Annotated in this window: 14 protein-coding genes and 2 pseudogenes; 9 read left to right on the top strand and 7 right to left on the bottom strand. The window is 62.6% G+C overall.

Features of this window, described 5'->3' with window-relative positions; genetic code table 11:
• Nucleotides 1-252 precede the first annotated feature (252 nt).
• The 3 genes and pseudogenes from SA87_RS08280 (at nucleotide 253) to SA87_RS08270 (ending at nucleotide 2,800) form a co-directional block, all read left to right on the top strand.
• Nucleotides 253-1,471: pseudogene (locus SA87_RS08280) on the top strand (IS256 family transposase).
• Between the two features lie 181 nt (nucleotides 1,472-1,652).
• Nucleotides 1,653-1,988 carry a transposase gene (locus tag SA87_RS08275; protein WP_169793286.1) on the top strand — a complete coding sequence of 112 codons (336 nt, stop codon included), beginning with the start codon at nucleotides 1,653-1,655 and terminating at the stop codon, nucleotides 1,986-1,988.
• The gene (locus SA87_RS08270; protein WP_156423527.1) at nucleotides 1,913-2,800 is read left to right on the top strand and encodes an IS3 family transposase; all 888 of its coding nucleotides are present in this window, start codon (nucleotides 1,913-1,915) and stop codon (nucleotides 2,798-2,800) included. Before SA87_RS08275 ends, SA87_RS08270 begins: the two co-directional genes overlap by 76 nt.
• Nucleotides 2,801-3,270: 470 nt before the next feature.
• Here SA87_RS08270 and SA87_RS08265 read toward each other — a convergent pair whose 3' ends face one another.
• Nucleotides 3,271-4,026, bottom strand: a complete 756-nt coding sequence (locus SA87_RS08265; protein ID WP_066201942.1) for an SDR family NAD(P)-dependent oxidoreductase — start codon at nucleotides 4,024-4,026, stop codon at nucleotides 3,271-3,273.
• A 59-nt stretch (nucleotides 4,027-4,085) separates the two neighbouring features.
• The gene (locus tag SA87_RS08260; protein ID WP_211258043.1) at nucleotides 4,086-4,934 is read right to left on the bottom strand and encodes an alpha/beta fold hydrolase; all 849 of its coding nucleotides are present in this window, start codon (nucleotides 4,932-4,934) and stop codon (nucleotides 4,086-4,088) included.
• 266 nt (nucleotides 4,935-5,200) lie between these two features.
• Between SA87_RS08260 and SA87_RS08255 the strand changes: the two genes are divergently transcribed.
• Entirely contained in the window at nucleotides 5,201-5,575 is a 375-nt protein-coding gene (locus SA87_RS08255; RefSeq protein WP_066201940.1) for a hypothetical protein, read from the top strand.
• A 173-nt stretch (nucleotides 5,576-5,748) separates the two neighbouring features.
• Here the strand turns inward: SA87_RS08255 and SA87_RS08250 are convergent, their stop codons facing one another.
• From SA87_RS08250 to SA87_RS08240, 3 genes are all read right to left on the bottom strand, one after another.
• A complete protein-coding gene (locus SA87_RS08250) occupies nucleotides 5,749-6,645 on the bottom strand; it encodes an NAD(P)-dependent oxidoreductase (protein ID WP_066201938.1) in 897 nt (298 codons plus the stop codon).
• Nucleotides 6,646-6,722: 77 nt separating this feature from the next.
• Nucleotides 6,723-8,033, bottom strand: a complete 1,311-nt coding sequence (locus SA87_RS08245) for an MFS transporter (RefSeq protein ID WP_066201937.1) — start codon at nucleotides 8,031-8,033, stop codon at nucleotides 6,723-6,725.
• Nucleotides 8,005-8,520 (bottom strand): DUF1284 domain-containing protein, encoded by a 516-nt coding sequence (locus tag SA87_RS08240; RefSeq protein ID WP_066201936.1) that lies wholly within the window; start codon nucleotides 8,518-8,520, stop codon nucleotides 8,005-8,007. Before SA87_RS08240 ends, SA87_RS08245 begins: the two co-directional genes overlap by 29 nt.
• A gap of 844 nt (nucleotides 8,521-9,364) precedes the next feature.
• Between SA87_RS08240 and SA87_RS08230 the strand changes: the two genes are divergently transcribed.
• The 4 genes and pseudogenes from SA87_RS08230 to SA87_RS08220 all read left to right on the top strand — a co-directional run bounded on the left by SA87_RS08230 (nucleotide 9,365) and on the right by SA87_RS08220 (nucleotide 11,383).
• Nucleotides 9,365-9,943: an IS607 family transposase gene (locus SA87_RS08230; RefSeq protein WP_066201930.1), complete on the top strand. Its 579-nt coding sequence runs from the start codon at nucleotides 9,365-9,367 to the stop codon at nucleotides 9,941-9,943.
• Between the two features lie 99 nt (nucleotides 9,944-10,042).
• Nucleotides 10,043-10,312, top strand: a pseudogene (locus tag SA87_RS12705) (hypothetical protein); the annotation flags it as partial.
• A 68-nt stretch (nucleotides 10,313-10,380) separates the two neighbouring features.
• Nucleotides 10,381-10,902 carry a MogA/MoaB family molybdenum cofactor biosynthesis protein gene (locus SA87_RS08225; RefSeq protein WP_066201927.1) on the top strand — a complete coding sequence of 174 codons (522 nt, stop codon included), beginning with the start codon at nucleotides 10,381-10,383 and terminating at the stop codon, nucleotides 10,900-10,902.
• Between the two features lie 199 nt (nucleotides 10,903-11,101).
• Nucleotides 11,102-11,383 (top strand): metal-sensitive transcriptional regulator, encoded by a 282-nt coding sequence (locus SA87_RS08220; protein ID WP_066201922.1) that lies wholly within the window; start codon nucleotides 11,102-11,104, stop codon nucleotides 11,381-11,383.
• Nucleotides 11,384-11,672: 289 nt separating this feature from the next.
• On the opposite strand, the gene aceB is transcribed toward SA87_RS08220, so the two are convergent.
• On the bottom strand, nucleotides 11,673-13,286 hold the full coding sequence (aceB, locus tag SA87_RS08215) for a malate synthase A (RefSeq protein ID WP_066201919.1): 1,614 nt from the start codon (nucleotides 13,284-13,286) through the stop codon (nucleotides 11,673-11,675).
• Between the two features lie 273 nt (nucleotides 13,287-13,559).
• Here aceB and SA87_RS08210 point away from each other — a divergent pair, with 273 nt between their 5' ends.
• On the top strand, nucleotides 13,560-14,417 hold the full coding sequence (locus SA87_RS08210; protein WP_066201916.1) for an IclR family transcriptional regulator: 858 nt from the start codon (nucleotides 13,560-13,562) through the stop codon (nucleotides 14,415-14,417).
• Here SA87_RS08210 and SA87_RS08205 read toward each other — a convergent pair.
• Entirely contained in the window at nucleotides 14,350-14,556 is a 207-nt protein-coding gene (locus SA87_RS08205) for a hypothetical protein (RefSeq protein WP_211258042.1), read from the bottom strand. The two genes, SA87_RS08210 and SA87_RS08205, sit on opposite strands and share 68 nt — an antisense overlap.
• Between the last annotated feature and the right edge of the window lie 207 nt (nucleotides 14,557-14,763).

The raw sequence follows: 14,763 nt of genomic DNA, 5'->3' as shown, positions 1-14,763 counted from the left end.
TGAGCCATCCGGTATCCCTCCTGGTGAAGTGGTTTCTTCTCCGTCTCACATTCTACCAAAGAGGGCCGGATGGCTCATTTTATGTTACCTGGACCATCCGTTTTTACACATGATACCGGACACGACTTCGGATGTTGAGTCCATATTCTTGTGTAAAAAGACTCTCTGAAAAAATCAGAGAGCCATTTCCAATCCCCCTCGGTTAGAATGGTGTTGACCCCACAAACCACCAAAAAGGGAGAGGAGATTGAAATGGCTCACTATCAGATTACCGTAGATGCGCTGCTTTTGCATCAACTTTTTCTCCGCGATGCGAAAGACGATGCTCTCGCCAAACTCTTGGAATCTGTCTTAAATCAAATCTTGCAAGCCCAGGCAACGGAGCAACTGCGCGCGCAGCCCTATGAACGGACAGAAGAGCGCCAAGGGTACCGCAATGGGACCTATCCGCACCAGTTGACCACCCGGGTTGGTACCCTCACGCTTCGGGTTCCACGGTTTCGAAACGGGAAGTTTTCCACCGAACTGTTTGCTCGTTATCAACGGAGCGAACAGGCGCTCGTCCTGGCGTTGATGGAAATGGTGGTCAACGGGGTATCGACCCGAAAAGTCGAACAGATCACGCAAGAGCTGTGCGGCACGGAGTTCTCGAAATCCACCGTCTCGGAGCTATGCAAGCGGCTCGACCCGGTGGTGACCGCATAGAACAACCGGCCGCTCGACGAGAAAGCCTACCCCTTTGTCCTCGTCGACGCGCTGGTGCTGAAGGTGCGCGAAGAGGGGCGCGTTCGGTCGCGCGGCGCGCTCATCGGGATTGGCATCAACACCGAGGGGTATCGCGAGGTGTTGGGCCTGATGCTTGGCGACAGCGAGTCTGAAGCCAGCTGGAGCGAGTTTTTCAGCTGGTTGAAAAGCCGTGGGCTTCACGGCGTCGATGTGGTGGTGTCGGACGATCACCGCGGTCTGGTACGCGCCATTCGTCGGCACTTTCAGGGCGTGACCTGGCAGCGGTGCCAGACGCACTTTACGCGCAACGTTCTCGATGCGACACCGAAACCGCTGCAAGAGGAGGTGCATCGTCGGGTACGCGCCATCCTGGAGGCACCGGATATGGAGACGGCGCGGCTTCTTTTGAATCAGACGCTGGAGGCGTATGAAACAAAGGCCCCGAAAGCGATGGCCGTATTTGGAAGCCGGGTTTGAAGATGCGACGGCCGTTTTGGCGTTACCGGAAAAATATCGTAAGCGCCTGCGGACCACCAACGCGTTAGAACGGCTTAATGAGGAAATCCGGCGCCGCGAACGGGTGATTCGGATTTTCCCGAATCGGGAATCCGCGCTGAGGCTCTTGGGAGCGCTGCTTATGGAGATCGACGAAAAGTGGACAAACAGCAAAAAGTACCTGGACATGACGGAATACCTCGAATGGCGCGAATCCCAGGCACTCAATAGAAACATAAAAGTTACATGAATCAGTTAAGCTCGAATTCCTTACCAACCCCGTGTTGATTCATGGGGTCAGGCTCATTCTAGTTGGGGGAAATTTTACACACAAATAGGGACTTGATCCTTTCCTTCCCGGTGGACTTTCTACATTCCTCTTTACACGGGGTTAAGACCAAGTTAGACTCAGTGTAAAGGGGATGATTTTGTTGAAGCGAAGGAAATATGATAAAGCCTTCAAAGTGGCAGCCGTCCGACAGGTATTGGAGGAAGGAAAGAAGGTCTCCCATGTAGCCAAGGCACTTGGGATTCTCCCAACCATGCTCAGCCGGTGGGTTTATGAGTACCAGACTCATGGTGAAGACGCCTTTTCCGGCAACGGTATACCAATTCGTCATGCCGATTGGGAAATCAAGCGTCTGCAAAAGCGGCTTGAAGAGCTGGAGACGGAGAACGAGATCCTAAAAAAATTTCAGGCATACTGGAGGGAGGTCGAGAAGTCAAGTACCGATTCATCCGGGAAAACGCAAAGACCTACGAAGTAAAGGTGATGTGCCGTCTGCTGCGAGTAAGCAGGCAAGCCTACTACGATTGGTGCAAGCGCCGTAAGAGCCAGCGACAAATCGACAGTGAGTTGCTCATGGACGCCATTCGTGAGGTATACCGTGAATTCAAAGGTCGCTATGGGAGCCCACGTATTGCGCTGGAACTTTGTAAGCGAGGCATCTTCACGAGTAAGAATCGTGTGGCTCGGCATATGCAGCGAATGGGCCTTGTGGCTCTGCCATGGCGCCGCAAACATCGTCTGGGTCGCAAGCCGTCCGCCGGGCGGATTGTGGAGAATCTGGTTCAGCGAGCCTTTTCCGCTGAGACCAAGAATGTGCTGTGGGTCGGAGACATCACCTACATTCCGCTGCAACACGGGTTCCTGTACTTGGCCACCTACATCGACGTTTTTTCCCGCAAGGTGGTTGGATGGGCGATGAAAACCCGCATGACCGAGCAGCTTGTCATTGATGCATTCTTGCAAGCAGAAGGCCGGGAACAGCCGCCAGCGGGCCTCATTGTCCACACAGATCGAGGATCGCAATATACGAGCCGACGGTATCAAGAGACCGTGAAGCGTCATGGCGGCGTCATCAGTATGTCACGGCTGGGTGACCCGTACGACAATGCAGTGATGGAGGCGTTTTACAAGACGCTGAAGGCGGAACTCCTGGCCGGCGGGAAGTTCGCTGGCGTACGAGAAGCAGAAAAAGCGGTGTTTGAGTACATCGAGATGTTTTACAACAGCAAACGGATGCATTCCGCGCTGGGCTATCTCACGCCAAAGGAATACGAACGCTGTCATACGTGAAGCATTTCAATTTCGATAATCTTAACCCCGTGTCAAGCAATCTAGGGGAAGTCCACGGCTAACCTTTGCAATCCTTCCATTCAAAAATTACACTGTACCGCTTTTTCCTTTCGGAAACCTCGGTCGGATTCTGAGCTTCCCATCGCTTGTTTCCGCTTTCAGCCGTTCCCAGCCCCTACACTCCCTCCTCGCGCCTTTTTCCTTCTGGAAGTGTCCAGCCCCGAAGCCTGCGGATCCTCCGATTTTCCCTTTTCGCTAAAGCAAGCGCTCTCACCCCCCTCGCTGCCTCTCCGTCGTCATCGAGAATATTATCAGATATCCAATAACATGTCAACATAAAATAAATGCGCTCATTTTTAAGAAACAATAAAACGGAAGGCGAGCCGATCTCGCCCTTCCGGCCGATCGGCGGCCGGATCCGGCTCGGGCGCGCGCTTCCGCAAAAAAACACGGATCGAAACCTGACGGCATTAATGAAAATACATCCCGCCGTCCACAATTAAAGTCTGGCCAGTAATGAAGCGGGCGGCGTCCAAAGCCAGAAAGACGACCGCATCGGCAAAATCGCCGATTTCCTTCGGGCGCTGAATCGCCTGGTTTTTAAGCAGGTCATGCCGGCGTTCGCCGGCGTCCGGCATGTTCTCCAACACCCCGGGCGTCGGCAGAAAGCCCGGAGCAATGCAGTTTACGGTAATGTTGTACGGCCCGAGCTCCCGGGCCATCACCCGCGCCAGGCCCATCAAGGCGCCTTTGGAAGCGACATAATCCGCCTGTCCGGGCGGCGCATAAAAATACGTCCGCGAAGCGATCATGATGATCCGCCCGCCCCCCTGCCGCTGCATATGCGGGAAGACCGCCCGGGACATCCAAAAACTGCCAAGCAGGTTCACCGAAAGCACCTGGGCCCATTCTTCCGGCCTCATTTCATAAATGGGACGCACCCGCGGGATCACGGCGGCGTTGATCACCAGCACGTCGAAGCGCCCGCCTTGGGCCGCGGCGACCACCGCCCGTTCGACCGCCTCCGGATCGGACACGTCGCACGGGAAGACTTCGACCGCATACCCGAGCCGCTTCAGCCGTTCGGCCGTCTCGCGAAGCTGGTCTTCCCGCTTGTCGAAAAGGACAAGCGACGCGCCCTCCCGGCCGAAGGCTTCGGCGATTCCCGCGCCGATGCCCCGGGCCGCACCGGTGATGATCGCCCGCTTCTCCTTCAGGCGCGGCATGATTCCCCTTCCCTTCCTCCGGGATCTCCTGACGAGGCCCGCTCCGATCGGAAGCGCCCTCAGATTTCCCCGCGCAAAAAGGCGCCGACCACCCGGTGAAACGCATCCTTATGTTCAATCTGGATCCAGTGGCTGCACCGCCCCAGGAGATAGAGCCGCGCATTCGGGAGATGCCGAACCAGGTGCAGGCTCGTCTCGAAAGGAACGATGTGGTCTTCCCGGCCGTGGGCGATCAGCACCGGATGGGGGATCCGCCGAAGCGCCGATTCGGGGACGACGAGATCGTCCACATGCCGCTGCCTCGGCGCCGGGAACATCGCCTCGTAGCTCCGCCGCACTTCCGGCCTGAGCGCCGCCTGAAGACGGCTTTTCGCGATCTCTTCCAGGCGATCGGCGATGAAGCCTTCGTCATAGGCAAACCAGCGGATCACGCTTTGCATCGTTTCTTCCGTCGGGTCGTCGTAAAAGCCCCAGATGCGGTCCAGCTCCGGCGTGATCGGAAACGGCGCGCCGGCCGGACCCATGAGCACGACCCGCTCAAAACGATGCGGCGCTTCCATCAAGAGATGAAGGGCCACCGCGCCGCCGAGGGAATTGCCGATGAGATGCGCGCGTTCAATGGAGAGCACGTCAAGGAGATCCAGAAGTTGCCGCACCCACAGCCGCATCCATGCGCGCACGCCGGTCGGCGGTGGGTCGGGATGGGTGCTCTCGCCAAACCCGATGAGATCCGGCGCCAGGGCCGAGTAGGTCGTGCCGAATTCGGCGAGGGCATACTGCCAGTTCGAATAAGCGGTCGCCCCCGGTCCTGAGCCGTGGATCATGAGGATCGCCGCTTTTCCGTTCCCGGCGCGGTTGAGATGCGTCTCGAAGGCCCCGGTTTTGATCTTCAGCGTCTCCATCGGCATCCCGGTCCCCGGCCCGGAAGTTCGCCGGCGTCGTCCTGGCGCTCGGGCCGGTGCGTCCTCGGGACGACCGGCTCGCCTTCCAGACGACCGGCTCACCTTCCGGACCGGGCCTCACCTCCTTGACCAAAGGGGTAAAAGGAGATCTGTGAATAAAATATCAAATATGGGATTGCCGGTCAAACGGTGCTTCGGGCGAAAGGACGAAGGAATTTTGTTATAATGGATCGACGCAGGTTCGAGACGCAGGTTCGAAAGGAGGCGACACGGTGGCACAGGCGCGACTTGAATTTCGCGGGATTCCGCTGAGCACGCATCGCGCCTACATGCAAAAGCTCGGCTTTCGGCCGTGCTCGCCGCCCACCCCTTCTCCGGAATCCGTCGCTTTGCCGGAAGGGACGGACGCGGCGCCCGACCGCCTCTCTGCTTCACCGGTTCCCTCGCAAGATCGCGCGGCCGGCACCGAGCGGCACTGCCGCGACGATGGGGCGGCGATTGCCGTTCGGGAGGTGCGGACGCTCACGGTAACCGCCGCGTGGTCCATCGACGTCGTCGTCCTCGACTTTGAAGCGCCCGACGCCGAGACGCTCGATGAAGTGCTTCGGGCGTACCGCCTTCTGACCATGCTGTCCGGGGCCCCCTAATGCCGACCGGGATATCGCCGATTCAACCGGGGAACCCGTCGGCGCCTTTTTGCACTTTTCCCCGGCCTTCCCGCCGTGCCGTCGCCCCGTGCGGGCCGCCTGCGGCACGGCCGCCCAGCGCGAAGGTCGCGCCGCGGCTTCCCGCCGAAATCAGGCGTTTTTGAACCTTACGTTTAACGCACGAGACCGGCGGCGGCTTCGACGCGCTTGAGGATGGCCGTCCAATCCTCCTCGGCAAGGCCATTGGCGGCCGCCTCCCGATACCGGTCGAGAAGAAGCGCCGCCAGGGGAAGGGGCACAAGGGCTTCATCGGCCGCCCGGGCGATGAGGCGAACGTCCTTGAGCCCGAGCCGAAGCTGAAAACCGGGCGGATCAAACCGCCGTTCAAGCAGGATGCGACCGTAATTGTCGTAGACCGGCGAGCGGAAAAAGGCCGTCAGGACTTCGTAAAACGCTTCCCGCGACACGCCGAGCTTGTCCACGAACACGTACGCTTCCGAAAGGGCTTCCAGCATGCCGGCGATGAGGAAATTTCCCCCGAGCTTGACGGCATGGGCGAGATGCGGTTCTTCGCCGACGTCAAAAATCGCTTCGCCGAGTCGCGCCAGGAAAGGCCGCACCGCCTCCTTGGCCGCCGGCGGTCCGGCGACGACGATGCGGAGCTTCGCCGCCTGAGCGGCATCCGGCCGGCCGAACACCGGCGCCGCCACGAACCGTTGCCCCCGGGCCGCATGCCGTTCGGCAAGCGAACGGGAAAAGGAGACGCCGAGCGTGCTCATCGCCACGTGAATGCCGCCTTCCGGAAGCCCCTCGAGGATCGCCGGCAGGACGGCTTCCGTCGCCGCGTCGTCGGCAAGCATGGTAAAAACGATGCCGGCCGACGCCGCTTCGGCCGGTGAGGCGGCAAGCCGAACCGTCCCCTCCGGCGCTTCTTTGGGCGATCGATTCCAGGCGACGACGGGGATGCCCGCCTTGACGAGATGGGTGGCCATCGGAAGCCCCATCCGGCCCAGGCCGATCCATCCGACGGCCCGGCGCGGATCGGCGGCATGCGCATGGGAACGGGTCATGTTGATCCTCCTTGCCCTCCGATCGGCTCCGCGCCGGAACCGATCGGAATTTCGCTTTGAATCTTTGCAGCGCCCTTTTAAACGACCGCCTGCCGAGCCTTGACCCGCACGAGCGTCACGAGGATGAACGACACCGCCAGAGACGCGCTCAGAAAGTACAGCCCTGCTGCGTTCGCGCCCGTCAGGGTTTTGAGATACCCGACCGCGTAAGGGCCGACGAAGCCGCCGAGGTTGCCGATCGAGTTGATGACGGCGATGCCGACGGGCGCCGCCTCGGCGCTTAAGAACTGGTTCGCAAACGACCAGAACGGCCCGAAGAAGCTGTAGATGCCGACGGTCGCCACCGTGAGCATCACGAGCGCCCCGAACGGCTCCGGCCAGAAACCGGAAAAGAAGAGCCCGACCGCGCCGACGAGGGCCGGAAGCGCCGTGTGCCACTTCCGTTCGCCGAGGCGGTCGCTCCGGCGGGACCAGAGGAGCATCGCCGCGCCGCCGAAGACATACGGGACGACGACGATCAGGCCCACGGTCGTGTTCGACACCTGCGCCTTGGCCATCACCTCGGCGATTCCTTTGGTGATCGTCGGCAGCCAGAAACCGATGCCGTACAGGCCGACGACGAGCGTAAAATAGATCAGCGAAAAAAGCCACACCGTCCCGTCGCGAAAGGCCGTCCACGTCGACGCCGGCGGCTTCGCCGCCGCCTCCTCCCGGAGCGCCCCGACGAGCCACGCTTTTTCCTCGCTGGCGAGCCAGTCGGCCTGCTCCGGCCGGTCCGTGAGAACCTGAAGCGTCATCAGGCCGAACACGACCGCCGGAATCCCTTCCAGAATGAACATCCAGCGCCAGCCGGCCCACCCGAACCAGTGAACGTGATCGATGATCCAGGTCGACACCGGCGCCCCGATGATATTGGAGACCGGAAGCGCCGACATGAAGAGGGCAACCGCCCGGGCCCGGTCCCGATCCCGGAACCAGTAGGTGAGGTACAGGATGATGCCGGGGAAAAAGCCCGCCTCGGCCAGGCCGAGGAGAAACCGCAGGGCGTACAGCTGCCACGTGTTCGCCACCCAAGCGGTGGCGATCACGACGAGCCCCCAGCTGATGAGGATGCGGGCGATCCACACCCGGGCCCCCAGCCGATGCAGCAGGACGTTGCTCGGCACTTCAAACAAAAAATACCCGATGAAAAAAATCCCCGCGGCCAGCCCGAACGCCTCCGCGGCGATGCCGAGATCGGCGTTCATTTCCAAGGCGGCATATCCGAGGTTCACCCGGTCAAGATACGCGATGATGTACAGAACGAACAAAAACGGCAAAATCCTCCGCGACACCTTGCGCACCGTCGTCCGCTCCAGATCATCCCTGCGCCCCGTCGACGTCGCCATCTTCCCGCTCCCCTTTTCGATGGATTGATCCCGGCGGCGCGCCCCAGTCTGCCCCTCCGCGCAGGCGGGCGATCCCTTCCTGGCACACACCGTACGAAAGCCACGAACAGCCGGCGCACAGTTCGTCAAGATCCTCCGGCCGCACCCGCTCCCGCGTCCTACGGATGAGCTCCGCTTTCTCGTAAACCCTCCCCGGCACAAGGTCGAGCCGCGCTAGCACCCGGTCGTCGATCCCGAGGACGTGCGCCTCCGACGTCGGCGACGCCTCACACGTCGTCTCGCCGTGGTGCGGGCAGCTCAAGCACGCCGTATCGAGGCCGCGGACGACCCGCACCGGAAGGGGCGCCGAAGCCCGCATCGCCGCGACGATGCGCGCCATCGTCGCGACGAATTCCGCGCTGTAGCCCATCCCCTGAAACCCGTGGATGCAGAGAAGATGGTGCGCCCGCAGGACGAGCGGCGCCTTCCCGCCGACCGGCCGATCCATTTCCTCCCCCGCTCCAAACTCGGATTTTTTATTTTTTATATTATAGTACGCCGCGGAAAGACCCGCCTCCTTCAGGGGACGGAATGAAAGCGGCGTCTATACACGTATTGTCAAGGTCCGGGGCGTAAGCCCGGCACCCTGACGCAGTCGGGACTCCAGTGACGGTCCCCTCCGAAGGCAAAGAGCCTTCGGGGCTCCAAGCTAAAAAGTGGGGTGGCTCAAGCAGGAAAAAGGCGGTCAGAGCGCTCATGGGATCGTCACCAACACCATCCCCCATCCCAAGGAGGCTCCGACCGCCTGTGAAACCGTCCATGGACACGCGCACGGTCTTCAAGGCCGGATCATCGATCGCCTGGTGCAAAATAAGCAGAGCGTCGACAGGGGGAATCAAGGGCCGGCCTCTCTCCGGATTCGGCCGCGGCGGGTCCGCGCAAAAACGAAGCAGACCTCAGCGAGCGTCCGGCGAAAGCGCCGGCCACGACCCGCCGGGCTCCGGAACGGGGCGCAGTTTCACGGGGTCAAGGAAGAGCTGCGAGACCGCTCCCGGGCCGCCTCCCGGGAGGAAGCCAAGGCAATTTTCGACCGGATCCGCTTTGAGGCAGGGGGGCAGAGACGCGGCGCTCCTGCCGCAGGGCCGAACGCTTGAGCGCCGGAAGAACGAAATCCTTGCCGATCCCCCCTGGCGGGCGTTGAACGGCGACACCGAGGGCGTGCACCCGAAGATCAAACCGAAGATGCTTTTGGCCCTTTGTTCCCTTCGCTCATCGGATCGCCCGGTCACACTTTTTGACATGGAGCCAAAATACGGATTGATCTTTGTCACTTTCTCAAGTAAAATATACCCATGAAACTCAGCGAATGGGCCAGAAAACGCGGCATCACCTACAAGACGGCGTGGCGCTGGGTCAAAGAGGGCAAAATGCCCGTGCCGTTCGAAATCACCCCCTCGGGCACGATCCTCGTCCACGAACCCGAAGCGCCGAAAGCTGGCATCGTCGCCCTTTACGCCCGGGTGTCGTCTTCCGACCAAAAGGCCGATCTCGAACGACAGGTGGTGAGGCTTCTGGAGTTTGCCAATGCCCAGGGCCTTTCGGTCGGAAAGACGGTCAAGGAGATCGGGTCCGGTCTGAACGGCAAGCGGAGGGAGCTCATCAAGCTCCTCTCCGACCCGAACGTCACGACGATCGTCGTCGAACACCGAGACCGGCTCACTCCCGTTGGTTTTGAATTCCTCGAAGCCGCCCTTCGGGCGCAAGGCCGAAGAGTCCTGGTGGTGGAAGAAGAAGAAAAAGAGAACGCCGACGACCTGGTGCGCGACATGACCGAGGTGCTCACGTCCCTCGCCGCACGATGGTACGGCAAGCGTTCCGCGAGACGCCGGGCAAAAAGGGCGCTGGAGGCGCTCCAGCGTGAAGATCCATAGAGCCTCCCGGTACGAACCGGATCCCGACGCCCGGCAGCGCGTTCTCCTCGCGAAGCATGCCGAAGCGGCCCGCTTCGCCCACAACCGTCGAAGACGTGCCGCGCCTGCGGGCATGTTCTTTCCGATCTTCCGCTTTCCGTCCGGGCGTGGACGTATCCGGCGTGCGGCGCGCACCGCAACCGGGACGAGAATGGGACGAAGAACCGGCTCAGGTTCGACCTGGCCGTAGGTGAATGCGGTCCTCCCGTGAGTTCCGCGGAAAGTGACGCCTGTGGAGTCGGGCTCTGCGGCGAAACGCGGCTGACTCCGGCCGCGGTCTACGCGCATCCCGTCGAGGATGCCGGAAGCAACCGCGACCTTTGTCCATGAGTTGCGGAACGGAGAAAGTCACACGCGTTTCAACCCCACGGAGATGAGAACAGAAAGGAGCCTGCCCCATGCCCGATTCCGTCTGCCACACTCCCGGGCCGGATACGGTCCGAATCGCCGTCATCACCGTGAGTGACACCCGAACGCCGGAGACGGACAGAAGCGGCGCCCGCATCCGCGAACTGGCGGCAGCCCGCGGTTTTCCCGTCGTCTCCTATGCCATCGTTCCCGACGAGCCCGATCGCATCGACGCCGCCTTGACGGCGGCCCTCGATCACCCGGACGTCGAAGCCGTCGTCCTAAGCGGCGGCACCGGCATCTCGGCCCGGGACACGACGGTCGAAGTCGTCTCCCGCCGCCTCGAGAAGGAGCTGGACGGGTTCGGAGAGCTTTTTCGCATGCTGAGCTATCACGACATCGGCTCCGCGGCCATGCTCTCCCGGGCGATCGGCGGCATCGCCGCCGGGAAACCCGTCTTCGCCCTCCCCGGATCGACCAAGGCGGTCGCCCTCGGGATGGAAAAGCTCATCCTGCCGGAACTTCCGCACCTCATCGGCGAACTCCGCAAACACCGGCAGAAAACGCCTTAAAAGCGAAACCGTCGTACCAGGCCCTTTCTTTTTTTTGAACGTGCGGGTAGGATATAAGGGGAAGAAAGTTAGGGATACCGGCATACGCCTCCGACAGCGGGCCGAGCCCCCTCCAGGCACCGCCGCTCGGCGCGGCCGTTCGGAGGCCGGTGCCCCTGCTTCGACGGATCAGCACGATAGAAAAGAAAGGGTGAACGCCATGGAGCGTTCGCGCGAAGCGACGATCTACGACGAGAAGGTCAAAAATCGCCTGAAGCGCATCGAAGGCCAGGCCCGGGGCATCCTCCGCATGATGGAAGAGGCGCGAAGCTGCGGTGAGGTCGTCCACCAGCTTTCGGCCATGCGCGCCGCCGTCGACCGGGCGATCGCCTACGTCATCGCCAACTACATGGAGCAGTGCATCCGGGAACAGGTGATCAAAGGCGAGGACACCGAGCAGAAGATCCAGGAAGCGATCCAGCTCCTCACCAAATCCCGCTGAGCGCCTCCGGTGCGCCGGCCGAGGCGACGGAAATGAGGGCCCCGGCCTTTCGGCCGTGCGGGAAAAACGTCCGTCGCCAGCGCCCGAATCGAAAAAAGCGCCGCCCAGGGCGGCGCTTTTTTCATCTCTTCTGTTTCGGCGCCGGATCTTCGGCGCCGAATCGCCCGACGCCCTCCGGACGCTCGAGCGTTCGTGAGCCTCCTCGCCGGCGAAGGCGGCCGGATCCGGGCCGACGGCGTTCTCAGGCATGACGGCGGCCTCCGCCGGCAACCCCTCGGACGCGCGTTTCTTACAACCGCTCATAGGCCGGCAGCGTCAAAAATTCGACGAAATCGTCCCGGAGCACCAGGTCGAGGAAGAGATCTTTCGCCTCGCCGTACCGGCCGGATTGAAACCGCTCCTCGCCGACCATCGCCCGGATCTTCGCCATTTCTTCGTCGATGAGGGTCCGGACGAGCGCCTCCGTTACCTTGCGGCCGTCGTCCAGCACCCCTTTCGGGTGGTGAATCCACTGCCACACCTGCGCCCGGGCGATCTCCGCCGTCGCTGCATCTTCCATCAGGTTGAAGATCGCCACCGCCCCCCGGCCGCCGAGCCAAGCTTCGATGTACTGGACGGCGACGCTGATGTTGTTCCGAAGCCCCGTTTCGGTGATCGACCCTTCCGGCACGGCGAGGAGGTCGGCCGCCGTCACCTGGACGTCGTCCCGTCGCCGGTGGACCTGGTTCGGGGCCGGCATGTGCCGGTCGAACACCTCCATCGCCACCGGAACGAGCGCCGGATGGGCGACCCACGTCCCGTCGTGGCCGTCGGTCACCTCCCGCTCCTTGTCGAGGCGAACCTGCTCGAGCGCCCGGGCGTTCGCTTCCGGGTCGTCCTTGACCGGGATGAACGCCGACATCCCGCCGATGGCAAACGCCCCCCGCCGGTGGGCGACCTTGATCGTGTGGAGCGTGTACGCCCGCATGAACGGCACCGTCATCGTTACCTGGGCCCGGTCCGGCAGGATGACCTCCGGCCGGTTCCGGAGCCGCTTGATGTAGCTGAAGATGTAGTCCCACCGGCCGCAGTTCATGCCGACGGCGTGTTCCCGAAGTTCGTAGAGTATTTCGTCCAGCTCGAACGTCGCGAGGATCGTCTCGATGAGGACCGTCGCCTTGATCGTCCCCCGGGCGAGGCCGAGGGCGTCCTCGGCGTAGTTGAACACGTCGTTCCACAGGCGCGCCTCAAGGTGCGACTCGAGCTTGGGCAGATAAAAATACGGCCCGCTCCCCCGTCGGAGAAGTTCGTGGGCGTTATGGAACACGTACAGGCCGAAGTCCACCAGCGCCCCGGAGGCCGGCCGGCCGTCGACGAGGAGGTGCTTTTCCGGCAGGTGCCAACCTCGGGGCCGGGCAATGAGGACGGCCACCTTCTCGTTCAGGCGGTACGCCTTCCCTTCCGGCGACACGAAATCGATCTCACGCCGGATGGCGTCCCGAAGGTTGATCTGCCCCTGGATGACGTTTTCCCACGTCGGCGCGTTCGCATCCTCGAAGTCGGCCATGAACACCTTGGCGCCGGAGTTCAAGGCGTTGACGACCATCTTCCGGTCGCTCGCCGGGCCGGTGATCTCCACCCGCCGGTCCTGAAGATCCGCCGGGATCGGCCCGACGGTCCACGCGCTTTCCCGGATCTCCCGCGTCTCCGGGAGAAAATCCGGCAGCTTCCCGGCGTCGATCTCCGCCTGGCGCTCCTCCCGGCGCTTCATGAGCTCAAGCCGCCGGCCGCCGAATCGCCGCTCCAGCTCGGCGACGAAGGCCAGCGCCTCCGGCGTCAGGATCTCTGCGAACGCCGCCGTCACCGGGCCGCGGATCTCGACCCCGTCCGGAGCCGCGATCGCCCCGTTCCGCGCTTCCGACATCCACCTCACCCTTTCTCCCCCATCTCGCCACGGCGCCGTACGCCGTCCGACGGCCGCAGCGGGCGACGCGCCGCTCAGGCGGCCTCCCTCACCGCGACCCTTCGATCGTTGCGATCGCCGCCGTCGTTCCTCAATGCGGAACGATGTTCCGCATTCAACCTTATGGTATCATCGTTTCGGCGGAAACGGAAGAACCCGCGGCAATGACGCGGCGTGCAATCTTATTCACGACAGTTCAAATCGATATTTCGCCCCGGGAAAGGAGCTCTGTCGATGGAGTCGCCCATCAAATCGCTCGAGCGGGCGATGCGGCTTGCGGAAGCGGTCGCCGAGGCCAAAGACGGCGTCGGCGTCGCCGATCTCGCCCGCCGGCTCGCCCTGCCGAAGACGACCGTCCACCGCCTGCTTTCCGCCTTCGTCGAACTCGGCTACATGGAAAAAGACGAAGCGCACGGCCGCTATCGCCTGACCGCAAAGTGGCTAAGCCTCGTGACGCGCTTTCTCGCCGATCTCGACGTGCGGCAGGTGGCCCGCCGGGAGCTCGAAGCCCTTGCCGAGGAGACCGGCGAGGTGATCCACCTCGTCGTCCTGAACGAAGGGGAAGCGGTCTACATCGACAAAGTCGAAGGGCGCCAGACGATCCGGATGCACAGCCGCATCGGCCATCGGGCGCCCCTCCACTGCACCGCCGCCGGGAAAACGCTCCTCGCCCACCAGCCGCCCGAGCGGCGAGACGCAATCCTCCGGCGGCACGGCCTGCCCCGCCACACCCCCCGCACGATCACCGACGAGGCGACCCTCATCCGGCACCTCGCCGACATCCGGGCCCGGGGCGTCGCCTTCGACCACGAGGAAAACGAACCGGGCATCACCTGCGTCGCGGCGCCGATCTTCGACCACACCGGCGCCATCGTCGCCGCCCTCTCCATCTCGGGCCCGACGGAACGGATGACCCCCCGCCTTCCGGCGCTGGCGGAACGGGCACGGTCGGCCGGCGCCGCCATCTCCGCCCGCCTCGGGCACCCGGACGCTTCTTCGGCCCCGCCCCCCGCCGAAAAAGGCGCTAAGGTCGGTACGGCACCTGCATCCACGGAAAGGCGTACGCCTGAAGCAGGACGAGAAGGCCCATAAGCGTCGCCAGCGCCACGCTGTGCCAGAACACGTGCCGGAAGATCGTCCCGACGTTCGCCAGCCCTTCTTCCTGCGTCTCGTACGTCGCCACCGTCGCGACGACGATGCTCTGGGCGTCGATCATCTTGCCGTTCCGCAACTCATGGACAAATATCCCAGCAAAGGGATACCGTCCCGGTTGCTTCCTGCTTCATCCACCGGCACCGGCCTAAGCCTGTAACCTCCGGTGTCCGCAGGCGTCACTTCCCGCGGAACTCGCGGTAGAGCAGCTTACACGCCGGCTGCCAGGGCGAACCGGAGCAGATTCTTCGCCGCGTTTTCGTCCCGGTCATGATGCGCGCCGCAT

The sequence above is a fragment of the Hydrogenibacillus schlegelii genome (assembly GCF_001653195.1).
Lineage (GTDB): Bacteria > Bacillota > Bacilli > Thermicanales > DSM-22653 > Hydrogenibacillus > Hydrogenibacillus schlegelii.
The sequence above is the reverse complement of the archived record's forward strand: the minus strand, read 5'-3'. Positions and strand labels throughout refer to the sequence as shown.

Coding starts and splice junctions, on each gene's coding strand:
- SA87_RS08260 (WP_211258043.1), bottom strand. CDS start 4,934: ATGCCGATGGAGACGCTGAAGATCAAAACCGGGGCCTTCGAGACGCAT.
- SA87_RS08225 (WP_066201927.1), top strand. CDS start 10,381: ATGCCCGATTCCGTCTGCCACACTCCCGGGCCGGATACGGTCCGAATC.
- SA87_RS08250 (WP_066201938.1), bottom strand. CDS start 6,645: ATGACCCGTTCCCATGCGCATGCCGCCGATCCGCGCCGGGCCGTCGGA.
- SA87_RS08265 (WP_066201942.1), bottom strand. CDS start 4,026: ATGCCGCGCCTGAAGGAGAAGCGGGCGATCATCACCGGTGCGGCCCGG.
- SA87_RS08230 (WP_066201930.1), top strand. CDS start 9,365: ATGAAACTCAGCGAATGGGCCAGAAAACGCGGCATCACCTACAAGACG.
- SA87_RS08210 (WP_066201916.1), top strand. CDS start 13,560: ATGGAGTCGCCCATCAAATCGCTCGAGCGGGCGATGCGGCTTGCGGAA.
- SA87_RS08220 (WP_066201922.1), top strand. CDS start 11,102: ATGGAGCGTTCGCGCGAAGCGACGATCTACGACGAGAAGGTCAAAAAT.
- SA87_RS08240 (WP_066201936.1), bottom strand. CDS start 8,520: ATGGATCGGCCGGTCGGCGGGAAGGCGCCGCTCGTCCTGCGGGCGCAC.
- aceB (WP_066201919.1), bottom strand. CDS start 13,286: ATGTCGGAAGCGCGGAACGGGGCGATCGCGGCTCCGGACGGGGTCGAG.
- SA87_RS08245 (WP_066201937.1), bottom strand. CDS start 8,033: ATGGCGACGTCGACGGGGCGCAGGGATGATCTGGAGCGGACGACGGTG.